This is a genomic window from Streptomyces sp. JH14 (genome assembly GCF_029428675.1).
Lineage (GTDB): Bacteria > Actinomycetota > Actinomycetes > Streptomycetales > Streptomycetaceae > Streptomyces.
Genome location: NZ_JAJNEL010000001.1, coordinates 5075763 through 5090732, shown reverse-complemented (window position 1 = coordinate 5090732; position 14970 = coordinate 5075763). Strand labels below are relative to the sequence as shown.

9 protein-coding genes are annotated in these 14970 nt (G+C 71.3%); 5 read left to right on the top strand and 4 right to left on the bottom strand.

All coding sequences use genetic code 11. The features are described 5' to 3' along the window. Nucleotides 1–166: 166 nt before the first annotated feature. The 4 genes from LRD69_RS23100 to LRD69_RS23085 form a co-directional block, all read right to left on the bottom strand. Nucleotides 167–682: an ATP-binding protein gene (locus LRD69_RS23100; protein ID WP_277328453.1), complete on the bottom strand. Its 516-nt coding sequence runs from the start codon at nucleotides 680–682 to the stop codon at nucleotides 167–169. A 251-nt stretch (nucleotides 683–933) separates the two neighbouring features. Next, on the bottom strand, nucleotides 934–1701 hold the full coding sequence (locus tag LRD69_RS23095) for an enoyl-CoA hydratase-related protein (protein WP_277328452.1): 768 nt from the start codon (nucleotides 1699–1701) through the stop codon (nucleotides 934–936). 87 nt (nucleotides 1702–1788) lie between these two features. Next, complete coding sequence (locus LRD69_RS23090; protein WP_277328451.1) at nucleotides 1789–3042, bottom strand: Ig-like domain-containing protein; 1254 nt, start codon at nucleotides 3040–3042, stop codon at nucleotides 1789–1791. A 265-nt stretch (nucleotides 3043–3307) separates the two neighbouring features. After that, nucleotides 3308–4531, bottom strand: a complete 1224-nt coding sequence (locus LRD69_RS23085) for an Ig-like domain-containing protein (RefSeq protein ID WP_277329848.1) — start codon at nucleotides 4529–4531, stop codon at nucleotides 3308–3310. Nucleotides 4532–4683: 152 nt separating this feature from the next. Between LRD69_RS23085 and glgX the strand changes: the two genes are divergently transcribed. The 5 genes from glgX (at nucleotide 4684) to LRD69_RS23060 (ending at nucleotide 14825) form a co-directional block, all read left to right on the top strand. Further along, on the top strand, nucleotides 4684–6951 hold the full coding sequence (glgX, locus tag LRD69_RS23080; RefSeq protein ID WP_277328450.1) for a glycogen debranching protein GlgX: 2268 nt from the start codon (nucleotides 4684–4686) through the stop codon (nucleotides 6949–6951). 327 nt (nucleotides 6952–7278) lie between these two features. Beyond that, the gene (locus LRD69_RS23075) at nucleotides 7279–9159 is read left to right on the top strand and encodes an ABC transporter ATP-binding protein (RefSeq protein WP_277328449.1); all 1881 of its coding nucleotides are present in this window, start codon (nucleotides 7279–7281) and stop codon (nucleotides 9157–9159) included. Then, complete coding sequence (locus tag LRD69_RS23070; protein WP_277328448.1) at nucleotides 9156–11147, top strand: ABC transporter ATP-binding protein; 1992 nt, start codon at nucleotides 9156–9158, stop codon at nucleotides 11145–11147. The genes LRD69_RS23075 and LRD69_RS23070 overlap by 4 nt, the downstream gene beginning before the upstream one ends. A gap of 82 nt (nucleotides 11148–11229) precedes the next feature. Then, nucleotides 11230–13029, top strand: a complete 1800-nt coding sequence (locus tag LRD69_RS23065) for an ABC transporter ATP-binding protein (protein ID WP_277328447.1) — start codon at nucleotides 11230–11232, stop codon at nucleotides 13027–13029. After that, nucleotides 13026–14825: an ABC transporter ATP-binding protein gene (locus LRD69_RS23060; protein WP_277328446.1), complete on the top strand. Its 1800-nt coding sequence runs from the start codon at nucleotides 13026–13028 to the stop codon at nucleotides 14823–14825. Before LRD69_RS23065 ends, LRD69_RS23060 begins: the two co-directional genes overlap by 4 nt. Nucleotides 14826–14970: the final 145 nt, after the last annotated feature.

Below are 14970 nucleotides of genomic sequence, written 5' to 3'. Positions count from 1 at the left end.
GCCATAGTCGGTCCTACGACCCCCATTGACCCGGGCCAGGTCGTCTTACGCGGCCGTGAATACACCCCCCCATTTCACGGCCCCCACACGGAAGCCCCCGAAGCGCCACACAACGGCAGACCGGGGGCTTCCGTGCATCACCACGGGGAGGACCGCGGGCACCGGCTCAGCGTTCGGAGACCCGCATCTCGAACCAGGTGGTCTTGCCGCGCGGCAGCAGATCCACCCCCCACCGGTCGGAGAGCTTGTCGACGAGGAAGAGACCGCGGCCGCTGATGTCCATCTCCTGGACCGGCATGAGACACGGCAGCCCGCGCGAGGGGTCGCGCACCTCGACCCGGATCCAGCCGCGACGGCGCAGCATGCGCAGTCCGAAAATCCGGGCACCGGTGTGCCGCACGGCATTGCCGACGAGTTCCGAGACGAGCAGGACGGCATGCTCGCCGGTCTGCGGGGAAAGCGCCCACTGGCGCAGCACCACGCACGAAGTGAGCCGCCGGGCTGTCGCCGCGGACTCCGGCCGGGAGGGCAGCCGGACCTCGCCCTCCGCCGGATTCCCGAACAACTCGAGCGCTTTGAACGCCTGTTCGTCCTCGACAGCCGGCATCCAGCGCGCCGCAGTCGCACCGCTGCGCTGTCGCGGCTGCTCCACACCCTCCAGGCCCGCCATGCACACCATCATGGCCGCACGACGGGCACTCCGGGGCCGTTCCGCGGGAATCCCCACCCCTCAAGCGGGCCTTCCTCAGCGGTCGATAGGCATATGCCGGTGGCAGAATGCACCTCTCGACACCGCCTCCGACCTGCGCGTACAGGCGGCCTGAACGGGATTGCGCCGATCACCGGAGCGCTGAGCCTTAAGGTTGTCTTAAGGCTCAGCTAATCCGCCCGCACGGATGAATCCGCGACCGCCTGTGCCCAACTGGCGTTCGGTCAGAGGAACTTGGCCTTGCCCGGCCCCTCTTCCACAAAGCTGCGCATTCCGCGCTCGCGGTCCTCCGTGGCGAACAGGCCCGCGAACCAGTTCCGCTCGATCGTGAGCCCGGTGTCGAGGTCGGTCTCCAGTCCCGCGTCGACGGACTCCTTCGCGGCGCGCAGCGCCAGGGCGGGCCCCTTGGCCAGCCGGGCGGCCCAGGCGTGCGCCTGCTCGTACACCTCGGCCGCCGGCACCACGCGGTCCACCAGGCCGATCGCCAGGGCCTCCTCGGCCTTCACATGGCGGCCGGTGAAGATCAGGTCCTTGGCCTTGGACGGCCCGACCAGCCGGGCCAGTCGCTGGGTGCCGCCCGCACCGGGGATCAGGCCGAGCAGGATCTCGGGCTGGCCCAGCTTGGCGTTGTCGGCGGCGATCCGGTAGTCGGCGCAGAGTGCCAGCTCGCAGCCGCCGCCGAGCGCATAGCCGGTGACTGCGGCGACAACGGGCTTGGGGATCCGGGCCACGGCGGTGAAGGAGTCCTGCAGCGCCTTGGACCGCACGACCATCGCCGTGTGGTCCATGGCCTGCATCTCCTTGATGTCCGCGCCTGCCGCGAACACCTTCTCACCGCCGTAGAGGACGACGGCGCGCACATCGTCGCGCCGGGTCGCCTCCTCTGCGAGTTCACGCAGCCGGTCCTGGATGGCGACGTCCAGGGCGTTCATGGGCGGACGGTCCAGCCGGATGGTGCCGACGCCGTCGCTTGCTTCGAGGGTTACGGTCATGGGAGGCAGGTTAACCGGCGCTAACAGCAGCGGGCCCGGTGCCGTTGGTCACAGCACCGGGCCCGCTGTCGGACCGCACATCGCGGACTACTTGGTCCACTCGGCCCAGGACATGTTCCAGCCGTTGAGGCCGTTGTCCGGCTGGATCGTCTTGTCCTGGGAGTGCTTCACGATCACGACATCGCCGATGATCGAGTTCGCGAAGAACCAGGCCGCCGGGGTCGACCCGCTCCCGCCGCCGCGCACGTCCTGCAGACCGACGCAGCCGTGGCTGGTGTTGACCGAGCCGAACACGCCGGATCCGCCCCAGTAGTTGCCATGGATGAACGTGCCCGACGTGGACAGGCGCATCGCGTGCGGCACGTCCTTGATGTCGTACTCGCCGCCGAAGCCGACGGTGTCACCGTTCATCCGGGTCACCCGGAGCTTCTCGCTGATGACCATCTGTCCGTTGTACGTCGTGGTCGCCGGCGCGCCCGCGGAGATCGGGATGTTCCTGATCTCCTTCCCGTCGCGGACGACCTTCATCCGGTGCGTACCCGCGTCGACCGTGCTGACCTGGCTGCGGCCGATGGTGAAGGAGATCGTCTTGGCCTGCTTGCCGTAGACCCCCGGGCGGCCCTCGACCCCGTCGAGGTTCAGCTTCACGGTCACCTTGGTGCCCGCGGCCCAGTACTTCTCCGGACGGAAGTCCAGCCGGTCGTTGCCGAACCAGTGTCCCTCGACGGGGACGGACGGCTCCGCCGTCACCTCGATGGCGCTCTCGACGGCTTCCGGAGCGGTGATGCCACGGGTGAAGTGGATCGAGACCGGCATGCCGACACCGACCGTGGAGCCGTCCTCCGGCGTGTACTGCCCGATGAAGGTGTTCTTCGGGACCAGCGTGGTGAACGTGGTGTCCTTCGCCGACTCACGGCCCTTGGAGTCCTCGGCGACCGCGTGCACGCTGTACTTCGTCGCCGCGGCCAGATGCTGCTCGGGCTCCCAGCTCGTGCCGTCCGCCGCGAGCTTGCCCTCGATCTCGACGCCCTTGGGGTCGGCGACCTTGACCGTCGTCAGCTTGCCCTGCTCGGCGGAGATCTTGAGCGCACCGCTGGTGGCGACGGAGTCCGCGCCGTCCTTCGGTGCGATGGTCACCACTGCCTGCGAGGCGGTCGTGTCCGCGCTCCTGCTCCCGCCACCGGGCTTGCCCTTGTTCTCCGTCCCGGTGTCTCCCCCACCGCACGCCGTCACCAGCAACAGCAACGCGCCCAGTACCAGGGCCGCCGGCCCCGTGGTCCCCCGACCACGCCGTCTGTTGTTCGTTTCGGCCGATGTCCCCGATATCGGCTGCCCGTTCAAAGTGGTCGTCTCCCCTCACACGGCCTGGCCCCGCCAAGGCCCGGGGAGCCCGCAGGCTCCCACCCCCGCGCGCCTCACATGCGCGCTCATCGAAAGACAATCACACCGACCGCGTGGAGTTCTCCCCTCGGATGTCACTGTTCCGTCCCAAGTTGACTCGGAACATCACCAGATGACACGCGGTGCGGAGCGCTGCGCGGGGGTTTCGGGTGCGGGTCCGGCGCGGAGGCCGGGTGCGGGTCCGGCGCCGTGGGACCGTTCCGGGTCAGTGGAGCGCGGAGCCCGCCTTCCACTGACTCCAGTTCAGATTCCAGCCACCGAGACCATTGTCCGGAGCGACCTTCTTGTCCTCGGAGTTGACGACCTCGACCACGTCCCCGATGCGCGACTGGTCGTAGAACCGGCCGGCCGGGGTGTCCCCGCCGCCGCCCTTCACATCCTGCAGCCCGACACAACCGTGGCTGACGTTGGCCGAGCCGAAGACGCCCTGGCCCGCCCAGTAGTTCCCGTGGAGGAAGGTGCCGGATGCGGTGAGACGGAGGGCGTGCGGGACGTCCTTGATGTCGTACTCGCCGCCGAAACCGACGGTCCGGCCGTCCATCCGGGTCACCTCGTGCATCTCGGTGACCACCATCTTCCCGTTGTACGTGGTCGTGCCCGGGGCGCCCGCCGTGACCGGGACCGTGTCCACGAGCCGGCCGTTGCGGCGTACCTCCATGGTGTGCTCGGCCACGTCGACCCGGGACACCTGCGAGCGGCCCACCGTGAACGTGACCGTCTTCTGCTGGGTCCCGTACACATGGGGCGCGCCCGGCACATCACGCAGCGCCGCCGCGACGGTGACCTTGGTACCCGGCTTCCAGTAGGCGGCCGGGCGGAAGTCCAGCCGTCCGCCGCCGAACCAGTGCCCCACCACCGCGACCGCCGGCACGGACCTGATCCGGATGGCCCGCTCCACCGCCGCCCGGTTCCTGATCTCGCGGTCGAAGCGGAAGGAAACGATCATGCCGGTGCCGACGATCGACGGCTTGTCCGGCGTGAAGGAGCTGGTGAAGCGGTGCTCGGGGATCGCGGTGGTGAAGGTGGTGTGCCGGGCCGTGCGGTGCCCGGCACCGTCCAGGGCCACCACGTCGACGGTGTACTTGGCGGAAAGGCTGAGCCGCCGCGAGGCGGCGTGCGGGGCCCAGGAGAGCCCGTCCTGCGAGATCTTCCCCCGCACGTCCCGCCGGCGTGCGTCCTCGATCTGCGTCACCTTGACGCTCTCCAGGCGCCCCGAGGGCACCTTCACCTCGACCCGGGCGTCCGCCCCGATGTCCCTGGCGCCGTCCCGCGGGACGATCGTGATCCCGCCCCGCACCGACCTCGGCTTCCCGTTGACGAATGATTCCGTGCCGGTGCAGCCGGTCAGTACGGTCAGTACGGCGAGCAGTCCTGCCCATGTCAGCACAGTGGCCAGGGTCGCCCCTGCCTTCTTCACGTTGTGGTTCACGTCCACCCAACGATCGGGGCGGGCCCTGGGAAACGTGAGTGCGGGCCCCGCCCTGGGCAGAACAGAGGGAGGACCACACTCGAGGAGCCGCGGCCGGGACGCCGCGCGCTCCTCTTCGGTGCCGGGTCCGGACGAGCCGCGGGAGGCTGGGAGTGTCGAGCGCAGCCGAGCAGGACACAGTGCCAGGGCCGTTCAGGAAGGCGGTGGAGCAGACATCGGGCGAGGCGGGGACCGGCGCGGAGCCGGAGCGGGCCGGCTCCGGCGGTCAGCGGCCGCCGGCCGTGTGGCCCGGCGCGCCGATGCCGCTCGGGGCCCGCTTCCGGGTGGGGCCCGACGGGGTGGCGGGCACCAACTTCGCGCTCTGGGCGGGCGGGGCCGAGGCCGTCGAGCTCTGCCTCTTCGACGAGGAGGAGAACGAGACGCGCCTCCCGCTGACCGAGCTGACCCATGAGGTCTGGCACGGTTTCGTGCCGGGCGTACGGCCGGGTCAGCGGTACGGCTACCGGGTGCACGGCCGCTGGGACCCCTGGACGGGTGCCCGGTGGAACGCGGCCAAGCTGCTCCTCGATCCGTACGCACGGGCCGTGGACGGCACGTTCACCCTGCCGGCCGAGGTGTACGGCCATGTGAGGGACTGGCCGCAGCAGCAGGTCGCCGACACCGTGCGCGACGAACGGGACTCCGCTCCGTACGTGCCGAAGGGTGTCGTCGTCCACGATGACGACGACTGGGCGGAGGACCGGCGGCCGAAGACCCCGTGGGCGGACTCCGTCATCTACGAGCTGCATGTGCGCGGCTTCACCAAGCTGCATCCGGGAATCCCGGAGGAGCTGCGGGGCACGTACGCCGGCCTCGCCCACCCGGCGGCCGTCGGCCATCTGCAGCGGCTCGGGGTGACGGCGGTGGAACTGCTGCCCGTGCACCAGTTCGCCCACGAGGACCATCTGCTCCGGCGCGGGCTGCACAACTACTGGGGCTACAACTCGATCGGCTACTTCGCCCCGCACGCGGACTACTCGGCCAGCGGTACGGGAGGCCAGCAGGTCGGCGAGTTCAAGCGGATGGTGCGGGCGCTGCACGACGCCGGGATCGAGGTGATCCTCGACGTGGTCTACAACCACACGGCGGAGGCGAGCGAGCTGGGGCCGATGCTGTCGTTGCGCGGCATCGACAACCGGGGCTACTACCGGCTGCAGTCCGACGCCCGCCGGTACGCCGACTACACCGGCTGCGGCAACACCCTGCACGTGGTGCAGCCGCACGTGCTGCGGCTGATCACGGACTCGCTGCGGTACTGGGTCACGGAGATGGGCGTCGACGGCTTCCGCTTCGACCTGGCGGCGGCGCTGGCCCGCTCGATGCACGACGTCGACATGCTGTCCCCGTTCCTCGCGGTGATCGCCCAGGACCCGGTGCTGCGCCGGGTGAAACTGATCGCCGAGCCGTGGGACGTCGGCAACGGCGGTTACCAGGTCGGTGCCTTCCCCCCGCTGTGGACCGAGTGGAACGACCGCTACCGGGACGCCGTACGGGACTTCTGGCGCGGCGCCCTGCCCGACGTCCGGGATCTCGGCTACCGGCTGACCGGGTCCAGCGATCTGTACGCCTGGGGCGGCCGCCGCCCGTACGCGTCGGTCAACTTCATCACCGCGCACGACGGCTTCACCCTGCGCGACCTGGTCACGTACGAGCAGAAGCACAACGAGGCCAACGGCGAGGGCAACCGGGACGGCACGTCGGACAACCGGGCCTGGAACTGCGGCGCCGAGGGCGAGACCGACGACCCCGCAGTCAATGCGCTGCGCCGCCGCCAGCTGCGCAATCTGCTCACCACGCTGTTGCTGTCGACCGGGGTGCCGATGCTGGTCGCGGGCGACGAGATGGGACGTACGCAGGACGGCAACAACAACGCCTACTGCCAGGACAACGAGGTCAGCTGGCTGGACTGGTCCCTGCTCGACCGGCCCGAGTGGCGGGGACTGACCGAGCTCACCGCCCGGGTGCTCGCGCTGCGCCATGCCCATCCGGTGCTGCGCCGCCGGGCGTTCTTCTCGGGCCGGCCGCAGGCCGCGGACGGGCTGCGCGACCTGGCGTGGTTCACCCGGCAGGGCAAGGAGATGACGGAGGCGGACTGGTACGCACCGGCCGCGACCGTCGGCCTGTATCTCTCCGGGCGCGACATCCCGGGCCGCGACGCGCGCGGTGAGCAGGTCACCGACGACAGCTTCCTGGCCATCCTGCACGCCGCCGACCGTCCGAGCAGCTTCCGGCTTCCGGGGCCGCCGTGGGCACAGGCGTACGAACTGGTGCTGGACACCTCACAGGAGGACCAGTCCACCGCGCCGGCGACGGTGCACCGGGGCGGCCAGCTGCTGACGGTGCCGGCAAGGTCGGTGGTGCTGCTGCGGGTCAGGGAGTGAGGACGGCGGGGGCCGGGGAGGACGCTGTACAGCTCCGGCGCCCCGTGAGCCCCGCCCTCGGCCCGCTCTCCCGGGGCCGGGCGCGAGCGGGTGCGTCACCCGGTCGCGGTCGGCCACGCCCGTTCACTTCGATGGTGGCCAGGGGTACGGGAATCGCGCCGGGCAGGCCCGCAGGGCATCGGCCCTTGCGCTCCGATCGGTGTCGGCCGATCGGCTGATCCCTGGTGCGACGCGCGGCCCCGGACCCGCCGCGTGGGGGGAACATGTCGACACGGCGAGAAAAAACCAGATGAGCGATGTCAGTGGTGAACCGTAGGCTCGCCCCTGATGCCCGAGAACCATGTAGAGCCCAAGGACCGGTCCGCCGCGCGCTCCCTGCTGCGGTTGTGGCCTTATGTGAAGCCTGTCCGGATCCGTCTGTTCGGCGCGGCCGGCGTGGCGGTCGTCGCCTCCTGCCTCGGCCTGGTGATCCCCCTCGTACTGAAGTGGATCGTGGACGGACCGGTCGCACACCACGATCCGGGCGGAGTCTGGCTCGGCGCGCTCTACCTGCTCCTGCTGGGCATCGCCGAGGCGCTCCTGTTCGGACTGCGGCGATGGATGGTGGCGCGCCCGCTGGCGGGTGTCGAGGCGTCGATGCGGGCCGATCTCTACCGGCATCTGCAGCGGCTGCCGGTGGCCTTCCACGACCGCTGGGCGTCGGGCCAGCTGCTGTCGCGCGGAACCACGGATCTGATGCTGCTGCGCATGTTCCTGGCCTTTCCGCTGACGTTCCTGCTGGTCAACGCCACCACGATTCTGGCCGGTTTCATCATTCTGCTGGTCCAGCAGTGGACGCTGGGCCTGGTGCTGCTGGCGCCGGTCGTACCGCTGGTGATCCTCTGCTCGGTCTTCGAGACGAAGTACGCACTGGTGGCGCGCAAGGCCCAGGACCAGGTCGGCGACCTGACCACGGTCGTCGAGGAGAGCGTGCTCGGCATCCGCATCATCAAGGGGTTCGGCCGGCACCGCAGCCAGGCGCTCGCCTTCCACGGCCTGTCGCAGCGGCTGCGCGGCACGGAACTCGACAAGGCACGGTTGCTGGCGGGCATCTGGGCCTTCATCACCACGATCCCCGAGTTGGCCATCGGGGCGGCGCTCGTGCTCGGCACCATCCAGGTCGCGGACGGGGATCTGTCGGCGGGCACGCTGGTCGCGTTCCTGTCGACCGCGCTGGCGCTGCGGTGGCCGGTCGAGTCGATCGGCTTCCTGCTGGCGATGAGCCAGGAGTCGGCGACTGCGACCGAGCGGTTCTTCGAGGTGATGGACGTGGCGGAGGAACACGAGACGGCCGGCGACGTGTCCGCCGAGCCGTCCGGGACCGACGGAATGGTCTTCGAAGGAGTCGAGTTCCGCTACCCCGACGCGGAGGCCGGATCCGTACCCGTACTCACCCGGATCGATCTGCGGATCCGCCCCGGGGAGACGATGGCCCTGGTCGGGGCCACGGGATCCGGGAAGACGACGCTCACCGCGCTCGTGCCGCGGCTGCACGACGCCACCGCCGGGCGGATCACGCTGGACGGCGTCGACATCACCGACATGCCGCGCGAGCGGCTGCGCAAGCTGGTGTCCGTGGCGTTCGAGGAGCCGACGCTCTTCTCCGCGACCGTCGGGGAGAACGTCCTCATGGGCGCCGAGGGCGCCGGGGAGGACGACCTGCGGCGGGCGCTGTCGATCGCGCAGGCCGACTTCGTGCACGACCTGCCGCAGGGTGTCGACACCCAGGTCGGCGAACAGGGACTCAGCCTCTCCGGCGGTCAGCGGCAGCGCCTCGCGCTGGCCCGCGCCGTCGTCGGGCAGCCGCGCTTCCTGGTGCTCGACGACCCGCTCTCGGCACTGGATGTGCACACGGAGACGCTGGTCGAGGCCGCCCTGCGGCGTGTGCTGGAGTCGACCACGGCCGTCGTGGTCGCGCACCGGCCGTCCACGGTGATGCTCGCGGACCGGGTCGCGCTGCTGTCGGAGGGCAGGATCAGCGCGGTCGGTACGCACCAGGAACTGCTGCGGAGCAACGCCGAGTACGCCTGGCTGATGTCCGGCGCCGAGAGCTCGCTGTCCGCTGAACCCACCGCCTACGAGGCCGCCGAGGACACGCTTGCCGCATACGTGTCCGGCGACGGCGCACGTGCCATGGATGTCCCTGCCGAGGAGGGCAGCGCCCGATGACCGACGCGACGACAGGGTGTCCCGCAGGGACGGACGACGAGGGGAACGGCCCGGGAACCGGCCCGTCACCCTCCAACTCGGTCACGGGCACCAAGACCCTGGCCCGCGCCCCGCAGGGCACGGCACAGGGCGGTGGACCGCGCCGGCGGACCGGGACCGCCCCGGATCCCGCCTCCCCCGTCCCCACCGACGGGGCCGGGGATCCCTTCGACCGGGACGACCTGCCCACGCCCCGGGGCGCGACGCGCGCCCTGCTGGGGTCCCTGCTCGGCCCGCTCAGGGGCCGGGTCGTGGTGGCCGCGCTGTTCCTGCTGATCCAGCAGGTCGCGGTCCAGGCAGGTCCGCTGCTCGTGGCGTACGCGATCGACAGAGGTGTGCCCGCGTTCCGGGACAAGGACTACGGGCCGCTGATCGCCGTGGGCATCGGATACGCCCTGTGTTCGGCGGGCGCGGGAATCATGCAGTGGGCGTTCATTCAGGCCTCCGCCAGGATCAACCAGGAGGTGCTGCTCGATCTCCGGGTGCGGATCTTCCGCCATGCGCAGGCGCTGAGCGTGGACTTCCATGAGCGCTACACCTCGGGCCGGCTGATCTCGCGCTCCACCACGGATGTGGAGTCGCTGCGGGAGCTGCTCAGCGAGGGGCTGCAGGAACTGGTCGTCGTGGTGCTCTCCTTCGTGTCCATCTCACTGACGCTCCTGTGGCTGGATTTCGGTCTCGGTGCGGTCGCCGTGCTCTCGTTCGTGCCGCTGTATCTGCTGGTGCGGCGCTACCAGCGACGGGCCGGCGAGATCTTCGCGCAGCGGTCGACGGCGATCGCCGCGGTCATCGTGAAGTTCGCCGAGACGATGAACGGCATCCGCCCCGTCCAGGCCTTCCGCCGCGAGCCCGTCAACGACGTCGGGTTCGGGAAGCTCAACCAGCGGCACTGCCGGACGAACGGCGACGCGCTGCTGGAGATGGCGCGCTACGTCGTCGGCTCCCGGCTGGTCGCCAACACGGCGGTTGCCGGGATCGTGCTGTGGGGTGCGTACCGGGTCGCCTCCGGCACCCTCGCTCTCGGCGTGCTGGCCGCGTCCGTGCTCTACCTGCGACGGCTGTACGACCCGATCGACCGGCTCGGCATGTTCCTCAACTCCTACCAGTCGGCCGGGGCTTCGCTGCAGAAGATCGCGGGACTGCTGGCCCAGACCCCCACCGTCCCGGAGACGTCGAACCCGCAGGAGCTGCCGGCCCGCGCGGGTGAGCACCCCGGCCGGGACGTGGTCTTCGACGCGGTCCGCTTCGCCTACCGGACGGGCGGCGAGGTGCTGCCCCGCTTCGATCTGACGATCCGAGCCGGGCAGACGGTGGCCGTGGTCGGGTCGACGGGCGCCGGGAAGTCGACGCTCGCCAAGCTGCTGGCCCGGTTCTACGACCCGACCGACGGCCGGGTGCTGCTGGACGGGACCGATCTGCGGGATCTGGCCACGCCCGAACTGCGGCGCGGCGTGGTGATGGTGACCCAGGAGGCGTTCCTTTTCTCGGGGACGGTCGCCGAGAACATCGCCATCGGCCGCCCGGACGCCACCCGCGCGGAGATCGAGCAGGCCGCGAAGGCGATCGGCGCGCACGACTTCATCAGCGGCCTGCCGGACGGGTACGACACGGACGTGCGCAAGAGGGGCGGGCGCATCTCCGCCGGCCAGCGCCAGTTGGTCGCCTTCGCCCGCGCCCTGCTCGCCGACCCGGCGGTGCTGATTCTCGACGAGGCGACGAGCTCCCTGGACATCCCGGGCGAACGGGCGGTGCAGCGGGCCATGGACACGGTGCTGCACGGCCGTACCGCGGTCGTGATCGCGCACCGGCTGTCGACCGTGGAGATCGCGGACCGGGTCCTGGTGATGGAGCACGGCCGGATCGTGGAGGACGGCTCCCCGGCCGAACTCATCGGTGGCACGGGCCGGTTCGCCGGACTCCATCGCGCCTGGCGGGAGAGCCTGGCCTGAGGGCCTGGCCTGAGACGACTGCCGGACCGTCGGCGACGGCCCCCGTCGACCTCCCGCACCGGCGGTCACTAGGGTGCAGTACATGACAGATCGGCGTGCGGATCACCGGGTCTCCCGGTCCACGGACCGGGAGACCCCGGACTGTCGCGGCCCCGGACGGTATCTGTGGTGGCTGGTCACCCGGCAGGGGCGGCGCGTTGCCGCCGGGGCGCTGCTGGGCAGCTCCTGGATGGTCGGTCTGACCCTGCCGCCGTATCTGCTGTCGCGCGCCATCGACGACGGGCTGCAGGCCGGGGACCGCTCCGCGCTGGCCGGCTGGGTCGCGGCGCTGGTGGCCGTCGGACTGCTCAACGCCTGGCTCGCCATCATGCGGCACCGCACGATGACCAGGGTGCGGCTCGACGGTGCCTTCCGCACAGTGCGGACCGTGGTCGCCCAGGCGACCCGACTGGGTGCGGCGCTGCCGCGCCGGGCCACGGCCGGAGAGGTCGTCACCATCGGGTTCGGTGACGTCGCGTTGATCGCCAACACGCTCACCGTCACCGGTCCGGGCGTCGGCGCCGTCCTCGCCTATGTCGTCGTGGCGGCACTGCTGTTGAACGTGTCGCCGCTGCTCGCCACGGTCGTACTGCTGGGCGTGCCCCTGCTCGCGGTGCTGATCGGCCCGCTGCTGGCGCGGCTTCAGGGAGCCGAGGCGGCGTACCGCGACCGGCAGGGCGGCCTCGCCGCCCGTTTCGCCGACATCGCCGGCGGTCTGCGGGTCCTCAACGGCATCGGCGGCAAGGACGTGTACGCCGAACGCTACCGGCGGGGCTCCCAGGAGCTGCAGGCGGAGGGGTACCGGGTGGGGGCGGTGACCAGCTGGATCCAGGCCCTCGGCATCGGTCTGCCCACCCTGTTCCTGGGCACCGTGACATGGCTGGCGGCCCGGATGGCCGCGCAGGGCGAGATCACCGTCGGCGAACTGGTCGCGGTGTACGGCTACACGGCCGTTCTCGTCGTGCCCGTCTCCTTCTTCATCGAGGGCGGCTACGACATCGGCCGCGGCCTGGTCGCCGCGCGCAGAGTCATCCGCTTCCTGTCCCTGGAGCCCGACCCGGTGGGCCGGAGGGCGGACTCGGCGCCTCTGGACGGGCCCGATGGGCCCTCCGTACTCCGCGATCCGGCGTCCGGCGTCGAGGTGTTCCCCGCCACGCTGACCGCTCTGGTCAGCGCCCGGCCGTCGGAGTCCGCGACGGTGATCGACCGGCTCGGCCGCTTCGTCGCATCGGCGGCGACCTGGGGCACGGTCCGCCTCGACGAGATCGACCTGGCCCAGGTCCGCGCGCGGATCCTCGTCGCGGACAACGAGGCGGACCTGTTCGCCGGCACACTGCGCGACGTCCTCGCCGGCAGCCGGGACCGGGATCAGGAGTCGCTCCGCCGCGCCGTCGATGCGGCCATGGCCCAGGACGTCGTCCGCGGGCTGCCGGACGGGCTCGGCTCCGCCGTCGACGCGCAGGGCCGCAATCTCTCCGGCGGCCAGCGGCAGCGTGTCCGCCTCGTCCGGGCCCTGCTGGCCGATCCCGAGATTCTCCTGGCGGTCGAGCCGACCTCGGCCGTCGACGCGCACACCGAGGCGGCCATGGCGACCCGGCTGCGCAGGGCACGGTCCGGCCGCACCACGGTCGTCACCAGCACCTCCCCTCTCGTCCTGGACCGGGCCGACACCGTCTACTACCTGGTCGACGGTTCCGTCGCGGCCGTCGGCACCCATCGCGACCTGCTGGACGGGCACCCGGGTTACCGTCTGCTGGTGTCCCGCGGCGCGGACGACGACGACGCCGTCCACGCGGGCGACGGAGCCGAAGCCGCCCCCGCGCCCCGGAAGGCCACCCCATGACCGCCCCTTCGTCCGCTGCCCGGCCGCCGTCCGGGGCGCTGCCGGTCGCCGAACCGTTCCGGATCCGTCGCGCGGCACTCGGGCTGATCCGGCAGGACGGCCGGGCCTTCGCCGCTCTGCTCGCACTCAACGCGCTGGCCGCCGGCGCCGGACTCGTCGCCCCGTGGCTGCTCGGCCAAGTCATCGACGAGGTCAGGTCGGGCGGCTCGGTCGGCATCGTGGACCGGCTGGCACTCACCATCCTGGTCTTCGCCCTGGCGCAGCTCCTGCTGGCCCGCTACGCCGGCCTGGTCGGACACCGCTTCGGCGAACGCACCCTGGCGCGCGTCCGCGAGCAGTTCACCGACCGCGCATTGGCGCTGCCCGCGTCGGTGGTCGAGCGCGCCGGCACGGGTGACCTGACGACCCGCGGCACCGCGGATGTCGCGGCGGTCGGCACCACCCTCCGCGACGTCGGTCCCGATGTGCTGATCGCCACGGTCCAGGCGCTGTTCGTCCTCGGAGCGGTCTTCGCGCTCAACCCCTTGCTGGGTGCCTGCGGCGTGCTCGGGCTGCTCGGCATCTGGTTCGCCGTCCGCTGGTATCTGCGCCGGGCGCTCCGCGCCTACCTCGCCGAGGGCGCGGCCAACTCGGCACTGGCGGAACAGCTGGCCGCCACCGCCGCCGGCGCCCGCACCGTCGAGGCGCTCGGGCTGCAGCAGAGCCGTATCGATGCATGTCACCGGGCGATCGAGGAGTGCCGGCGCACCCGGACCCGCACGCTCTTCCTGCGCAGTGTGCTCTTCCCCGCCGTGGACATCTCCTATGTCGTTCCCGTGGCCGGTGTCCTGCTGATCGGTGGTGTGCTGCACGACCACGGCGCCATGAGCCTGGGTGCGGTGGTCGCCTCGGCCCTGTATCTGCGGCAGCTCTCCCAGCCGCTGGACACCATCCTGCAGCGCGTCGAACAGCTGCAGAGCAGCAGTGCCTCCTTCGCCAGGGTCGAGGGGATCGGGATGGTGCCGCACCTGCCGCGGGCCGGCTCCCGCACCCCGGCGGACGACCGGATCGAAGTGACCGGTGTGCACTACGCCTACGAAGGTGCGCGCGGCGTCGGCGGCGACGTCCTGCACGGAGTCGATCTGACGGTCCGGCCCGGCGAGCACCTGGCGATCGTCGGCCCGTCCGGCGCCGGCAAGACCACGTTGGGCAGGCTGCTGGCCGGCGTGGACGTGCCGCGCACCGGCTCGGTCACGGTGGGCCGGGTACCGGTGGCCGGCCTGGCACCCGACCAGTTGCGCCGGCAGGTCGTGCTCGTCACCCAGGAGCACCATGTGTTCCTCGGCAACGTCCGGGACAACCTGCGGATGGCGGCCCCGGCGGCCACCGATGCGGAACTGCGTGCGGCACTCGCCGCCGTCGGTGCCGAGTGGGCGGGTGAGCTCCCGGACGGCCTGGACACCGATCTGGGTCATGGCGGACACCGCCCGGACGGCGCGCAGGCCCAGCAACTCGCGCTGGCACGTGTCGTACTGGCCGACCCCCACACGCTGATACTCGACGAGGCCACCGCCCTCCTCGACCCGCGGACCGCACGGCACACGGAACGAGCGCTGGCCGCCGTCCTCGAGGGCAGAACCGTGATCGCGATCGCGCACCGCCTGCAGACAGCTCACGATGCGGACCGGGTGGCCGTCATGGAGGACGGCCGGATCACCGAACTCGGTACTCACGACGACCTGGTGGCCGCCGACGGCGCCTACGCCGCACTCTGGCGTTCCTGGCACGGCGACCGTCCTTCTTCACCTTCCTCGTGAACAGGGCGGCTCTCCGGGGGGCCTGCGCATCGAGGAGTGGGGGGCCCGGAACCAGCCATGGCCCGAGGCCGTTCCGGCCGTCGTCCTTCGCTCCGTGCTCAACTCGGTGTTCGAACACGAGGGATGCGGACTCGAAGTCCGTCAG

Bases quoted from the DNA above. Each gene is read 5' to 3' on its own strand.
- LRD69_RS23100 (WP_277328453.1), bottom strand. From the start codon at position 682: ATGATGGTGTGCATGGCGGGCCTGGAGGGTGTGGAGCAGCCGCGACAG.
- LRD69_RS23095 (WP_277328452.1), bottom strand. From the start codon at position 1,701: ATGACCGTAACCCTCGAAGCAAGCGACGGCGTCGGCACCATCCGGCTG.
- LRD69_RS23075 (WP_277328449.1), top strand. From the start codon at position 7,279: ATGCCCGAGAACCATGTAGAGCCCAAGGACCGGTCCGCCGCGCGCTCC.
- LRD69_RS23070 (WP_277328448.1), top strand. From the start codon at position 9,156: ATGACCGACGCGACGACAGGGTGTCCCGCAGGGACGGACGACGAGGGG.
- LRD69_RS23065 (WP_277328447.1), top strand. From the start codon at position 11,230: ATGACAGATCGGCGTGCGGATCACCGGGTCTCCCGGTCCACGGACCGG.
- LRD69_RS23060 (WP_277328446.1), top strand. From the start codon at position 13,026: ATGACCGCCCCTTCGTCCGCTGCCCGGCCGCCGTCCGGGGCGCTGCCG.